The following is an 11,776-nucleotide window of genomic DNA, read 5'->3' as shown; positions in this document are numbered from 1 at the left end:
GGCTCCGGGAGCTCCTTCGGGGTGGGTCGTTGTGGGCTCTCGCTACGTGCGCCGCGGCAAGGACGGCCGGGGCCGGCCGCCAACTGGCGCCGGTCAGATACGCTCGAACACCCAGGTCACCAGCCCGTGCACGAAACGCTTGTCGCGGCTGTCCGGCAGATGGCCGAAGCAGACATCGAGCTCATGCAGCGCGGCGCCGGCCAGGCCGTGGGCGATGCTGCGGGCATAGGCGATCGAGTCCCCCCGCTCCATCAAGCCGCGCAGCCAGGCGATGTCCTCGGCCCGCTTCTCCGGGCGCGGCGCGGCGAGCAGGGCGTCGATGCGCACGCGCTCGTCGGGCACCGCCTGGCGATAGGTGTGCAGCAGCATCAGGGTGCGCTTGCCCTCGTAGAGGTCGCCGCAGCGCTCCTTGCCGTAGCGGGCGTCGGCGATCAGGTTGAGCAGATCGTCCTGGATCTGGAATGCGGCCCCCAGGAAGAAACCGAAGCGCACCAGCGGCGTGAGGGGCGCGCGTCCACGGCTGCCGATGAGCGCGCCGATGCGGCTCGGCAGGATGGTGGCGAGCCAGCAGGTCTTCTTCAGCACCATGTCCAAATAATCGGCATCGCGCAGATCGGTCACGTTGTCCTGGCGCCAGCCGAGCTCCATGGCCTGGCCCTCGGCGGATTCCCGGGCCATGCGCTGGGCATCCAGCAGGATGGCCTTGGCCAGTCGCGGGCCGAGCCGGTCGATGTTCTCCAGCAGCGGCCGCAGCCCAAGCAGGATGAGCATGTCGCCGGCATTGAGGGCCAGCGGCACCCCGTGCAGCTGGTGCAGGGTCGGGCGGCCGCGGCGCTCCTCGCTCTCATCCTCGATGTCGTCGTGGATCAGCAGCGCGTTGTGCAGCAGCTCGATGGCGACAGCGGAGTCCAGCGCCTCCTCGACACGGGCGCCGAAGGCCCGGGCCGCGGCGATGCAGAGCGTCGGGCGCATCATCTTGCCGCCGCGCGCGGGATAGTCCGCCACCAAGTCATAGAGGTGGGCTCGCGGCTGACCGGCGGGCAGCCAGCGGGCGAGGCGCTTGCGGGTCAGGGTGCCGTATTCCTGCAGCAGCTCGGTGACCAGCGGGGGGGTGTTGGCGGCGGACTCCGGCTCGGCCATGGCGGAATCACTCAGCCGCCGATGCGCACGCAGGCGGTGCCGCGCGGCAGACCGCTCGCGGCATCCAGGATGACGCCGCTGTAGATGCCGGGGGGCTGCCCGGCGGGGATGCCGATGTGAAGCATCTGGCCATTGCCGCCGGAGCGCAGGGCGAAGCGCAGGTCGGTGATGGCCGGGGCATCGCCGCCGGCCTGGCGCAGGGCGTCCAGCGCCGGGGTGAAGGGGCCGGCACCCGGGGACAGCTCGGTCCAGGCCTCGGCGGGCCGGGTCGTGGTCAGCGCGACGCCGATGGTCTGGGGCGCCGCCGGCTGGGCGGTGCCGCCCGGCGCTGGGGGCGGCTCGGCGGGCGGCCGCCGCAGGTTCAGCGCCGCCTCCAGCGCCGGGGCGTGGGCGAGATACTCGATGAAGTCCTGCACCAGACTGCCGGCATCCTGGTACAGATACAGCGCGCGCCGCAGGAACTCCGCCAGGTCCACCGGCTCCGCGCCGTCACCGCCACCGTTGCTGTGCCCGCGGGCGGCCTCGCGGCCCTGGCGGATGTGCTCCTCGATGACCTCGTAGCCGAGGGCGACGCCGCGGGCGACCGGATCGTCGCAGGGCGCGGCGTCGGACGCGGCCTGCCCCGCAGGCCCGGCGCGGGCGCGGGCGGCATCGGCGCCCGCGCCACCGGGGGCCGGCCCGAGGTCGGCATCCGTCTCCCAGGAGCGGGCGCCGCGCAAGTAGCGGCCGGCATTGCGGATGGGCGCGGTGCGCTTGGGCTCCGGGCGGCGCAGGCGCTCGGGCGCGGCGCGGGCATCAGGTGCCGCATCCGTGTCGTCGGACGGCGCTGGCTCACGGGTGGTCATAGCCGATGATGTCCTCCAGCGCGGGGTTGCCGGCGATGGCGTGGGCGGCGAGCTTGCCGGACATGACCGCGGCCTCCACGCAGCCCTCGTTGAAGCCGCAGTCGGTCCAGTCCCCGGTGATGGTGAGATTGTCGTAGCTGTTGTCCAGCGGGGATATCCGGTACTTGAGCGTGCCGGGCAGGGCGAGCACGTAGCGGTCGGTGGGATTCGCATTGGCGGTCCAGAACTGGCTGTCGAAACGCGCCTCGCCAGCGGTCTGCTCGGCGCTCTCGTCGGGCTGCATCAGCAGTTGCCAGCGGAACTGCCCGCCGCCGTCCACCGCCTCGGGCCAGAGGTGGCAGATGTCCTGCTTCAGGAAGCGCACCGCATTCTCGCGCACCTCGGCACGGCGGCGGGCCGGATAGTCCGTATCTTCGTCGGCCGGCGGGCTCTGGGGGTCCGCCAGCACGTTGCAGAAATAGGCGATGGACGCGGGCGGCGTCGGCCAGTCCTCCCGCGGCGCGACGTGGGTCATGTCCGCCCAGGTGTCGAAGGGCTTGACGAAGCCGGACAGGGTCACCGGGTCGCCGGGCCAGCCGAGCTGCCGGGCATCCCGGTTCAGCCAGACCTGGAACGCCTGGGTCGCGACGGTCTTGACGTTGGCCACCATGTCGCGCCAGCGCGGGTCCCGGGCCAGGATCTCTTTGCAGACGTGGGGGATGGCGCCGACGCTGACCCCGAGCACGACGAAGTCGAAGTCCTCGGTGACCTTGAGCGTCTTGTCGGCGACCTTGCGCCGGTCCCAATGGGACTCGAAGTCCCAGCCCTCCCGGCGCATCCTGGCGCCGTTGACCAGCTGGCCATGGTCGGGCGCCGCCGGCCAGCTCGGCACGCCGTGCACGTCCACCAGCGGCTGGTACTCACCGCCACTGCGCACCTTGGCCTGCACCGCGAATTCCAGCGCCTGCACGTAGGGCCGCTCCCCCGGGGCGAGCGTCGCCTCATCGGCCAGTTTGACGTTCTCCAGCCGGTGGAAGAACTCGAAGCGCACGCCGCGGGCCTTCAGCACCTCGTACAGGGGCGCGAAGATGACGTCGCCCATGCCGGCGCGCATCTTCCAGAACAGCGCGCCGCGATAGGTGAAGAACATACGCAGCGAGCCGCGGATGGCTTGACCGGCGGCGAGGCCGGGGCGCGCCGGGTCGCCGGCCTCATAGGCCAGGGCCAGGTCGTAGAGCCCGCGCACGAAGGCCGAATCCAGCGCCCGCTCCGAGGCGCCGTTCAGGCGCAGCCAGTCGCGGCACTCGTAGTCATCGATGGCAGAGAGCCCGCGCGGGTCCGTGAGCAGGCCGAAGCGGATGACGCCGACGACTATGGCGATGACCAGGTCGATGATCTCCCACTTCACCCGGCTCTCGTCGTCGCGCTCGATCAGCTCCTCGAAGGCGTTGCGCACCGCCGCCGAGAAGGCCGTCAGGAAGCGCAGCAGCAGGTTGTCGGAATAGCTCGGCAGGGCCTTCAGCACCAGCTCCAGCAGGGTCGCGGCCTCGACCAGCCCGGCGGCGGTGAACAGGATGCCCTGGTGCAGCAGGCGCAGGCTGCGCTCGGCAACGCGCTCGGGCGTCGGTGGCGCGGAGTGGGCCGCCTCCAGCTCGGCATCCGGCTGCCGGGTCTCGGCAGGGCCGCTGCGCCGGGTCTCGAGCCCCAGCAGCAGCGCACGCACCAGCGCGCCGGTGCGCAGCAGGTAGCCTTGCAGCGTGAACGGGTTGTGGCTGGTGAGCGGGTCGCCGGGCAGGCCCTTGCCGGGCGGGAAGTAGGAGGTCCAGATGACGTGGCCGCTGCCGCGGTTCCTGTCCGGATCGGCGATGCCGATGTAGGACTCGGGATAGAAGGCGTCGCGCCAGGATCGGAAGGCCCGGTTGGGGTGGCCGGCGGCGTCCAGCTCCGCGTAGCACTCGCGCATGAGCCGGAAGGCATTCTCGTAGAAGCCGAGCCAGACGTGCAGGCCGTGCTCCTCGATGCGCTGGCAGGGGCCGCGCCCGGAGGCGCCCTTGCCTCCCAGCCGCCAGCCGGTCTGGTAAACCGTGACTTGGTAGCGCCCGGCCAGCTCCGGGCGCGTCAGCTCGAAGGCGGCGGTCATCGCCGCGCAGCCGCTGCCGATGATGGCGACCTTGGCCGCCCGTTGCCCTGTCATGCCGTCTCCTCGTCACGTCGACCTGGCCCTGTCCCACCTGGCGGGCGCCCTGTCGCCGAACCCGTCGGGCGCCCTTTCTCGGTGCCTGACTGGGCGCCTGTTTGGACGCCTAACTGGGCGCCTAACTGGGCGCCTGATTCGGAGCGGGCCGGCGCCGTCCGCGCGCGTCGCTGCCTGCTGCCGCGGGCCTGCCGATCCTGACCCGAGCCCCGCCGATTCAGCCGCAGCCGATCCGTGTCGGTTATGCTAACGCATCCGGAGCCGCGGCCATCGCGCATTTGTGGACATTTGTGCCGGGTTTCGGCTGTCGGGGCCCCGGCGGTGCCCGGCGGGCCGCCGCGACCATTCCACCACCAGCACAGGCCGCGCCGACCGGCCAGGAGTTGACCATGCGTATGCCGGCGGGCGCGACCTGCGCCCTGACCCTCTCCGTCGCCATGGTCGGCCTCTGCGTCGCGCCCACGGCGCCAGTCCGGGCCAGCGGCTTCTACGTGCCCCAGCAGACCGCCTATGGTGCCGGGCGCGCCAACGCCGGCAACGCCGCCATGGCGGCCGAGGCGAGCACCGTCTTCTTCAACCCGGCCGGCATGACCCGGCTCGACGGCGCCGAGGTGCTGGTGGCGGTCAACATCGTCACGCCGTCGGACGACTTCAGCAACCGCGGCACCAGCCTGAGCGCGCCGGCGACGCTCGGCAGCCCGGCACCGGTGGCCGGCGGCAGCGGCCAGGACCCGGGCGCGCCGACGCCGGTGGCGAGCCTGTTCTACGCCCGCCCGCTGGGCGAGCGCTGGTGGGTCGGCGTCGCGCTCACCTCGCCCTTCGGCCTGCGGCTGGAGTACGACAGCGACTGGTTCGGGCGCTACGACTCCATCGAATCCGAGCTGCGGACCATCGATCTGGCCCCGTCCTTCGCCTACCAGGTCAGCGAGCAGCTCGCCGTCGGCGCCGGGCTCAATGTCCAGTACGCCGACACCTTCCTCCGCAACAGCGTGCCCAACACCTTGTCGCCGTTGGCGGGCACGGTCGCATCCGACGGCCGCAGCGAGCTCACCGGCAATAATGTCGCCTTCGGCTTCAATCTCGGGCTGCTTTGGCAGCCGACGCAAGATACCCGCATCGGACTCCACTATCGTTCGAGGATGGATCATGAGCTGGACGGCGAGAACAAGGTCCGCGGCCTCGACGGCGCGCTCGCCGGGGCCAATGGCAAGTTCGACACCAAGACCCTGCTGACCCTGCCGGACGTACTCTCGCTCGGCATCGCCCATGCGCTGAGCCCGCGCACCACCCTGCTCGGCGAGGCCCAGTGGTTCGGCTGGAGCCGCTTCGAGGAGCTGCGCATCCGCTACGACGACGGCACGCCGACGCTGGTCCTGCCGCAGGACTACCGCGACACCTATACCCTGTCCACCGGCATCGAGCATCGCTGGCGCGACGCCTGGACCCTCCGCGCCGGCGTCCAGTACGACCGCACGCCGACCACCGACGCACAGCGCAACACCGCCGTCCCGGACGCCAACCGGCTCTGGACCGCCATCGGCGCCAGCTGGCGCCCCACCGCCCGCGCCGAGATCAGCGTCGCCTACCAGCACGTCTTCTACGACCAGGGCCGCATCGACAACAGCCGCAGCTTCTTCGGCGGCACGCCGATCGAGGGCGAGGTCGTCACCCGCGCGCGGGTGGACGCGGCGGTGGACACGGTCTCCATCGCGTTTCGCTATTCGCTGTGATTCATCCGGCTGCGGACCCTGCCCCAAGCCAGTCGCGGCCGGAACCAAACAGGGCCAATCGACGATCGTTCGGGGTAAGCACCCGGGCAACGGAGTCGAGCGACGAACCCCTTCGTTGAGCTTGAGATCGAGCTCATCCGCAAGCTCAAGGATCAGCGGAAAGTGCCTGCGCGACTACTTCTACTTCATCAATGCACAGTTCGGTCTGTGCTACGTGCGAGTGCCGACCTGGGCGCCGTTTCGCCTGCAGGTCTACTTCAACGGCCACGGCTGGTTGGCACGGCAGCTGAGGCAGGCTGGGAGTGCCACCAGTTTGTCGAAGATGTTCGAGGCAAGGGACTGACGTGCCAAGCGCCGTCTTTGCTCAAGATGCCGCGGGCGAAACCGTCGTAGAAGGCACAGCCGCCGCCGACCGTCGGCGGCAGCAGCGCCCGGTCGATTTGGCGGACGATGCACGGCTCGGCCGACTGAACCCCGCCGCTTGGCGTCGCCGGTTGCGCGCAGCCCGAGAGGCAGAGCTGCCCGCGTGGGTTGGGCCGACGCCAGGAGGCCCAACGCGCGCCCTGCCACCCTCAACCGCCCTGCCTACCACCGACGCACCGCCCATGTTGGGCCTCGTTCCTCGGCCCAACTACGGCGCTCGACCGGCTCAGCTTCCCGCCCTTGACCTGGTCCTCGACCCGGGCCAGCATCGAACCAGGACATTCAACCGGCATAGAAGGTCCCACTGCGCCTCGACGACGGTATGCCGTGACGCTGATCCGTTCAAGCCCGTCACTGTTCCGCAGTGGCACGGCGCCCCCTCTGCTCGGCCGGGCGATGGCCGCGGGCTGGCTCCAACGAACACTCGACGCATAACCATGCCGCTGCTCGTCGGCGCCCTCCCGGTTGGACTGACCGTCCTGATCCGGGGCCTCGGCTCCATCACGCTGATTCGCCTGTTGCTACTTCATCTCTAGGATGACGACGGTCACAGAGTGCATCAGCCAGGATCGGCGGGGCGCCGGGGGGCCGATCCCGCGGACACCGTTCGCGGCTAGTACGTCGAACCTCGCATCAGCGCCCAGGCAAACGGCAGTGACCAAGGGGCAGAGCATGACGACAGCGCACGCCCAATCGGCGGGCCCGCGCCTGCCGATCCTGCAAGGGGTGCTGCCCATAAAGGCATCGCAGATGCCGGCTGAGGCCGTAGCCGGCCTGACGCTGGTGGCGCTCGCGATCCCGGACGTCACGGGCTATACCAAGATCGCCGGCGCGCCGGTGGTCACCGGTCTCTATCCGATGCTGATTCCGGCGGTACTGTCCGTCGTGGTGTTCCCCATCGGCTTAGATCTAATCGCCCTTGACGGCGCGCAGCGTATCTATCGGTTCACCCACAGGGTGCACTACGCCAACGCCGAGCCGTTCTGCCAGGAGGCACGTTTTCCGAAAGCGACGTCCAGCAAGGTATGGAACAGGGCGAACAGCTCGGCTTTCGTGAGGGCGAGGCCAGAGTCCTGCTGACACTGCGACAGCTCAACTTTGGTGACCTCCCGGCGTCGGTAACGTCGATAAACCCTCCTATCCTTAGACCAACGCCGTATGCAGCACGATGGCCATGCAGAACGACGCGGCCAGAGTGCCGGGCAGGGTCGTGAACCAGGTGATCAAGATCCGCGCGATGGTGTTCCACTGCACTTGGTCGCCGGAGGACTGCACGGCGCCAGCCATGCCAGCTGTGAGCACATGGGTGGTGGACACGGGCACACCGGCGCCGTCTGCGGCGGCGATGGCGCCCATGGCGGAGGCCTGGGCGGCCAGGCCCTGGGCCGCGCTCATGTGCTTGTCGCCCATCTTCTCGCCGAGGGTCTGGACGATCTTCTTGTAGCCCACCATGGTGCCGAGGCCGAGGGCCACGGCGGACAGAACGATCAGCCAGAAGGGTACGTTCTCGATGAGCCGGGTCGTCGCACGCCATGCATCTTCAAGCTTCGCGTAGTCTTGTCGCGAGAGCATACCGTGCGCCTCCGCAGAGTTCATGATGCGGCCGAGGGTGTCGTGAACATCCAAAATCTCCTTGCGGAATTCGATACGCTCCTCCTCGGAGATGGGGCGGTTGTCCCAGTCGCGCCTGGCGACATCGCGCAGGTGCTCCAGCTCCTCGAAGAACTCGCCGGCGTTGGGGGTGCGCGGATCGCCGATGAAGGGTCTAACAACCTCTTCCATTTCCTCAATGACTTCCAGCGTGCGCTCGTAACTCTTCTGATCTTTCACCGGATCGATGGCGTACAGACCCGGCGCCAGCCCCATCAGCACCATCAGCATCAGGCCGATGGACTTCTGGCCGTCGTTGGAGCCGTGCAGGAAAGACACACCGATCAGGCCGCCGATGAGCGGCAAGCGCACGCCGTTGGGCGGGATCACACCCGGCTGATGCGGCTCGTACAGCTTGGGATTCTTCATCAACGCCTTGACGCCCTTATACAGCGCCCAGGCCAGGAAGAAGCCGAAGATGGGCGAGATGAAGAGCGTGAGCAGCACTTTCTCGCCTTGGTGCCAGTTGATGGCTTGGGCGATGTTGTCCCCGACAATCACCGCATGCGCGAGAGACACCCCGAGCACAGAACCGATATACGTATGAGTAGTGGAGTTCGGGATGCCGTACCACCAGGTCGCCAAGTTCCAGACGACGGCGGTCAGCACCAAGGCCAGCATCATAGATGCCTCGTGCGAGGTGTGGATGCCGGCGACCATGTCCTTCGGCAGTAGGAACACCAGCCCGAAAGCCACCGCAGTGCCGCCGAGCAGCACCCCGAAGAAATTCATTGCCGCCGACAGCCAGATGGCGTGATTCGGCTTCATGCTGTTGGAGTAGATGACCGTCGCCACGGCGTTGGCAGCATCGTGGAAGCCGTTGACGGCCTCTTGCAGAACGATCAACGCGAAGATGATCAATAGCGTGATCGTTGCCACTTGAGGAAGATTGTTGAGTATTTCCTGCATGTTGGCGGACCTTCTGTCTTCGTCTTGGCTATGAACGGACCAACCCCCTATTGGCTTCGTTGGCAGCCGTCGGCGGATGCGCGGTTGCCATCCTGGGGGACGGTAACAATTCAGTCGTCTTCGTTGTCCGTGATCTCTTCTCCTGCCTCGATCAGGGTCGTCATCTTCCGGTATAGACGCTCGATGAGCTCTTCTTGGAACTCGATCATCCACACGACGTTTGGATTCCGTGCGGCTTCGGAGGCGATTTCCGCCGCCATCTCCATCACGGACAGGCGATCTTCGATGTCTAGCTTACTCATGGGTCGACCTCGGTCATTGGGTGTCCCCCAAGGGGCGGCTTGAATCCTCTGCTGAGTGCGCCCTCCTGTGCCATGCCAAACCATGCAATGGATGGATGGCGGGCGGCCGACAGCGGCTCAGGCGGCGCCGGACAGCAGCACCGCGAGCAGGAAGCCGGCCAGCGTGGACAGACCGACGATGCCGCCGCCGCGTTGGTAGGCCTCCGGCAGCATGGTCTCGGCCACAACCGTAAGCATGGCCCCGGCCGCGAAGCCCTCGATCACCGCATAGGCCGCCGGCGGCGCCTGCGTCATGGTGAGTGCGCCGAGACCGGCGATGACACCGGTCATGACCATCAGCCCGAGCCACATGGTCAGAATGCGACCGGTGCGGAAGCCCTGCTCACGCATGCCGGCGGCACTGGACAACGCCTCTGGAAAATTGCTGACGAAAATGCTGCCGAGCAGCGCGATGCTCACCGCGCCGCCGGTGGCCCCGGCACCCACCACCAGTGCCTCTGGGACACCGTCCAGCAGGACACCGAGCAGGATGGCCACCGCGGCCCCGCTGTGACCGCCGACGTCGCGCTTCAGCTCCCACAACGACGGCACCAGCCGGCCGCGCTCCACACGCTGCACCGCCTGGTCGAGCCAGTGCGCGGCGCGGTCCGTGTCGATGTCCTGCTTGCGGGTCAGGTAGTCAGCGACACCGGCGCCGCGCAGATAACCGGCCAGCGCCTGGCGCAGCTGCGGGCGCTCCAGCAGCAGCGCATCGAAATCCTTGCGGCGCAGCACCAGCACCTCGCAGTCTTCCGCGGCCACCGCAGCCACCGTGTGCTCGCCGTCGGTGAAGAAGGAATAGCGACCAAAGACCTCGCCCGGGTGGATCTGAATCGGCCGCCGGGACGGATCATCCGGGTCGAGCATGGCCACCCGGCCCCGGCGCAGCAGATAAAGCCGATGCCCCGGCTCGCCGATGTGGAAGAAGGTATGCCCGGCGGGGGCGGTCTTGACGATGAGCCGCTCGGCAATGACCTCACGCTCGGCATCGGGCAGCTCGGCGAAGAAGCGAGTGCGCTTGGCATCGCGCAACGCATCGGCGAGCTGCCCCTGATCGGGCGCTGCCAGGCCGCGCGGTGCCAACGGGGGCTCGAAGCGGCCTTCGGCACGCACCTGCGCAACGGCTCGGGCGGACCAATCTGCTACCGCCTCAGCGCTCATACCCTGCCGCCGGCGCAGGAAGTCCAGCACCTCGTCGTCCTTGAGCCGCTGCGCCAACGGTTCCCAGAGGCCGGGGTGCTCTTCGATTAGCTCCAGAAAGGCCCGACGCGGCAGGATCAACAGCCGGCTGCGCTCGGTGGTGACCGTCTCGGTGGCCCGCGGCGTACCGGTGATGAAGCTCAGGCGGCCGAACAGGCTCTTCGCGCCCATGTGCTCCAAGACCCGGTTGTTCTGCTCCGGGTCCAGCAGGTCCACAGCGCCGGACTCGATGATGTAAAGGTTTTCTGCCGGGTCGCCGGGTCTGTATACGGTCGTGCCCTCCGGCAGCTCGCGTACCATCACCGCTGGCAGCAAGGACTCCAGCTGCGCGCTCGGCAGGACTGCCAGCAGCTTGGAGCGCTTCAGCCCGGAGAGGGTCGCGCGAAAGTGCTTGCGGGCCTTATGCTTCCAGTAGGCGATGGCCGTGGACGGCTTGCGCAGATAGCCGCCGCCGGTGTTTACCAGCGCGTTCAGCCCCTTGAACACCAAGCCCCCGGCGATGGCGCCGACGGCCATGGCCCAGACTTGGCCCTCTTCCACCGCACCCGCCACCAGCTCCACGGCCAGCGCCGCGATGAGGGCACCGCCGCCAAAGGCGAGGAAGAACGCCATCGGCCGATCCCCCGGCCGCCAATAGACACCGAGCAGTGCCCCGAGCGGCAATGACGCGGCGCTGAGCAAGCCCAGCAGCACAGCGGTGATGAGTACGTTATCCACGGATGCTTGGCTCCCAGAAGGCGATGCCGCATCGCGTCAGCGCGACCGCGCGCAGTAAACACGTTTCGTCCGACGCTTGTGTGACGGGTTGGTGACCCTTTGCCGGGACATCCGCGTGCGGTCCTGCGGTCTGCCGCCTTGACGGCTTCGGCGCGCCAGCCCTGCCGAGCCGTCCTCGCCCTCGGCTGCGGGGGTCGAAACCTCCGCCGTGGTGCCGCCCCCGGTGAAGCGGTCGGCGATAGCCCCGAAACGCTCCTTCAACGCCGCTATCGGCCCTCGTCCTGATCCTGCAGGGCCATTCATACCCACCGCGAGCACGACGGCGCCGGTTCGGAAGCAGGCGTTGTGCGTCCGTCGGCTAGACGCGCTGGATCGGCGGCGCGCGAAGCCGAGCGCTGCACCGGCGCTTTGGGCTCAACGCCAGCAACCGCGTCGGGGTCACCGCGTTCCACGCGCGTCGCGGCATCGTCCGGGCCTATGGGATGCTCAACGCCGCGCTCGCCGACCACAGAAGGGCCCTCGGCTGCGGCCGCAGTCGCGTCGGCTGCAGCTGCCGGGGCTCAGGTGCCGCCGCATGTGCGGCGGCACCACCGCCCGGCACCGCAGTGGCTGCGCCGGCGATGGAAGACACCCGCGTCGAGAGCTGGA

The 11,776-nt window shown here is 68.7% G+C and carries 8 protein-coding genes; 2 read left to right on the top strand and 6 right to left on the bottom strand.

What is annotated here, in order from left to right; genetic code table 11:
* Nucleotides 1–93: 93 nt before the first annotated feature.
* The 3 genes from I6U14_RS14440 to I6U14_RS14430 are packed head-to-tail and all read right to left on the bottom strand — an operon-like array spanning nucleotide 94 to nucleotide 4,158.
* Complete coding sequence (locus tag I6U14_RS14440; protein ID WP_296900216.1) at nucleotides 94–1,140, bottom strand: polyprenyl synthetase family protein; 1,047 nt, start codon at nucleotides 1,138–1,140, stop codon at nucleotides 94–96.
* Between the two features lie 11 nt (nucleotides 1,141–1,151).
* Nucleotides 1,152–1,985 (bottom strand): hypothetical protein, encoded by an 834-nt coding sequence (locus I6U14_RS14435; protein ID WP_296900215.1) that lies wholly within the window; start codon nucleotides 1,983–1,985, stop codon nucleotides 1,152–1,154.
* On the bottom strand, nucleotides 1,972–4,158 hold the full coding sequence (locus I6U14_RS14430) for an NAD(P)-binding protein (RefSeq protein ID WP_296900214.1): 2,187 nt from the start codon (nucleotides 4,156–4,158) through the stop codon (nucleotides 1,972–1,974). The genes I6U14_RS14435 and I6U14_RS14430 overlap by 14 nt, the downstream gene beginning before the upstream one ends.
* 389 nt (nucleotides 4,159–4,547) lie before the next feature.
* Here I6U14_RS14430 and I6U14_RS14425 point away from each other — a divergent pair, with 389 nt between their 5' ends.
* Nucleotides 4,548–5,888 (top strand): OmpP1/FadL family transporter, encoded by a 1,341-nt coding sequence (locus I6U14_RS14425; protein WP_296900213.1) that lies wholly within the window; start codon nucleotides 4,548–4,550, stop codon nucleotides 5,886–5,888.
* Between the two features lie 1,077 nt (nucleotides 5,889–6,965).
* A complete protein-coding gene (locus I6U14_RS14420) occupies nucleotides 6,966–7,391 on the top strand; it encodes a SulP family inorganic anion transporter (protein WP_296900212.1) in 426 nt (141 codons plus the stop codon).
* 63 nt (nucleotides 7,392–7,454) lie between these two features.
* Here I6U14_RS14420 and I6U14_RS14415 read toward each other — a convergent pair whose 3' ends face one another.
* From I6U14_RS14415 to I6U14_RS14405, 3 genes are all read right to left on the bottom strand, one after another.
* Nucleotides 7,455–8,870: an inorganic phosphate transporter gene (locus I6U14_RS14415; protein ID WP_296900211.1), complete on the bottom strand. Its 1,416-nt coding sequence runs from the start codon at nucleotides 8,868–8,870 to the stop codon at nucleotides 7,455–7,457.
* Between the two features lie 110 nt (nucleotides 8,871–8,980).
* Nucleotides 8,981–9,172 carry a hypothetical protein gene (locus I6U14_RS14410; RefSeq protein ID WP_296900210.1) on the bottom strand — a complete coding sequence of 64 codons (192 nt, stop codon included), beginning with the start codon at nucleotides 9,170–9,172 and terminating at the stop codon, nucleotides 8,981–8,983.
* 117 nt (nucleotides 9,173–9,289) lie between these two features.
* The gene (locus I6U14_RS14405) at nucleotides 9,290–11,128 is read right to left on the bottom strand and encodes a cyclic nucleotide-binding domain-containing protein (RefSeq protein ID WP_296900209.1); all 1,839 of its coding nucleotides are present in this window, start codon (nucleotides 11,126–11,128) and stop codon (nucleotides 9,290–9,292) included.
* Nucleotides 11,129–11,776: the final 648 nt, after the last annotated feature.

Origin of the sequence: Thiohalocapsa sp. (genome assembly GCF_019695415.1) — a bacterium.
Classification (GTDB): Bacteria; Pseudomonadota; Gammaproteobacteria; order Chromatiales; family Chromatiaceae; genus Thiohalocapsa.
This window is presented reverse-complemented; position numbering and strand designations above follow the sequence as displayed.

Excerpts from the sequence above, each read along its gene's own strand:
- I6U14_RS14410 (WP_296900210.1), bottom strand. The coding sequence starts at position 9,172 with ATGAGTAAGCTAGACATCGAAGATCGCCTGTCCGTGATGGAGATGGCG.
- I6U14_RS14435 (WP_296900215.1), bottom strand. The coding sequence starts at position 1,985 with ATGACCACCCGTGAGCCAGCGCCGTCCGACGACACGGATGCGGCACCT.
- I6U14_RS14440 (WP_296900216.1), bottom strand. The coding sequence starts at position 1,140 with ATGGCCGAGCCGGAGTCCGCCGCCAACACCCCCCCGCTGGTCACCGAG.
- I6U14_RS14430 (WP_296900214.1), bottom strand. The coding sequence starts at position 4,158 with ATGACAGGGCAACGGGCGGCCAAGGTCGCCATCATCGGCAGCGGCTGC.
- I6U14_RS14425 (WP_296900213.1), top strand. The coding sequence starts at position 4,548 with ATGCGTATGCCGGCGGGCGCGACCTGCGCCCTGACCCTCTCCGTCGCC.
- I6U14_RS14415 (WP_296900211.1), bottom strand. The coding sequence starts at position 8,870 with ATGCAGGAAATACTCAACAATCTTCCTCAAGTGGCAACGATCACGCTA.